Origin of the sequence: Streptomyces sp. NPDC051064, assembly GCF_044455985.1 — a bacterium.
Lineage (GTDB): Bacteria > Actinomycetota > Actinomycetes > Streptomycetales > Streptomycetaceae > Streptomyces.
In genome coordinates this window covers 3,324-4,747 of record NZ_JBITFK010000024.1, presented here as the reverse complement: position 1 = coordinate 4,747, position 1,424 = coordinate 3,324, and the positions used below count along the sequence as shown (strand labels likewise).

General features: G+C 55.5%; 1 rRNA gene (only partly in view). It reads right to left on the bottom strand.

Features of this window, described 5'->3' with window-relative positions:
- Positions 1–22 precede the first annotated feature (22 nt).
- A 23S ribosomal RNA gene (locus tag ACIBCU_RS38265) occupies positions 23–1,424 on the bottom strand (it continues 1,823 nt past the right edge of the window).

Sequence of the window (1,424 nt, the reverse complement as noted above, 5' to 3'; positions counted from 1 at the left end):
AACACAGTGGACGCGAGCAACTGAGGACAAGCCCTCGGCCTATTAGTACCAGTCAGCTCCACCCGTTACCGGGCTTCCACATCTGGCCTATCAACCCAGTCGTCTACTGGGAGCCTTAACCACTCAAGGTGGTGGGAATACTCATCTCGAAGCAGGCTTCCCGCTTAGATGCTTTCAGCGGTTATCCTTTCCGAACGTAGCCAACCAGCCATGCCCTTGGCAGGACAACTGGCACACCAGAGGTTCGTCCGTCCCGGTCCTCTCGTACTAGGGACAGCCCTTCTCAATATTCCTACGCGCACAGCGGATAGGGACCGAACTGTCTCACGACGTTCTAAACCCAGCTCGCGTACCGCTTTAATGGGCGAACAGCCCAACCCTTGGGACCGACTCCAGCCCCAGGATGCGACGAGCCGACATCGAGGTGCCAAACCATCCCGTCGATATGGACTCTTGGGGAAGATCAGCCTGTTATCCCCGGGGTACCTTTTATCCGTTGAGCGACAGCGCTTCCACAAGCCACTGCCGGATCACTAGTCCCGACTTTCGTCCCTGCTCGACCCGTCGGTCTCACAGTCAAGCTCCCTTGTGCACTTACACTCAACACCTGATTGCCAACCAGGCTGAGGGAACCTTTGGGCGCCTCCGTTACTCTTTAGGAGGCAACCGCCCCAGTTAAACTACCCATCAGACACTGTCCCTGATCCGGATCACGGACCCAGGTTAGACATCCAGCACGACCAGAGTGGTATTTCAACGACGACTCCACAACCACTGGCGTGGCCGCTTCAAAGTCTCCCACCTATCCTACACAAGCCGAACCGAACACCAATATCAAACTATAGTAAAGGTCCCGGGGTCTTTCCGTCCTGCTGCGCGAAACGAGCATCTTTACTCGTAGTGCAATTTCACCGGGCCTATGGTTGAGACAGTCGAGAAGTCGTTACGCCATTCGTGCAGGTCGGAACTTACCCGACAAGGAATTTCGCTACCTTAGGATGGTTATAGTTACCACCGCCGTTTACTGGCGCTTAAGTTCTCAGCTTCGCACACCCGAAAGTGCACTAACCGGTCCCCTTAACGTTCCAGCACCGGGCAGGCGTCAGTCCGTATACATCGCCTTACGGCTTCGCACGGACCTGTGTTTTTAGTAAACAGTCGCTTCTCGCTGGTCTCTGCGGCCACCCCCAGCTCACCGAGTAAATCGGATCACCAGTGATGGCCCCCCTTCTCCCGAAGTTACGGGGGCATTTTGCCGAGTTCCTTAACCATAGTTCACCCGAACGCCTCGGTATTCTCTACCTGACTACCTGAGTCGGTTTAGGGTACGGGCCGCCATGAAACTCGCTAGAGGCTTTTCTCGACAGCATAGGATCATCCACTTCACCACAATCGGCTCGGCATCAGGTCTCAGCCTTAACGTG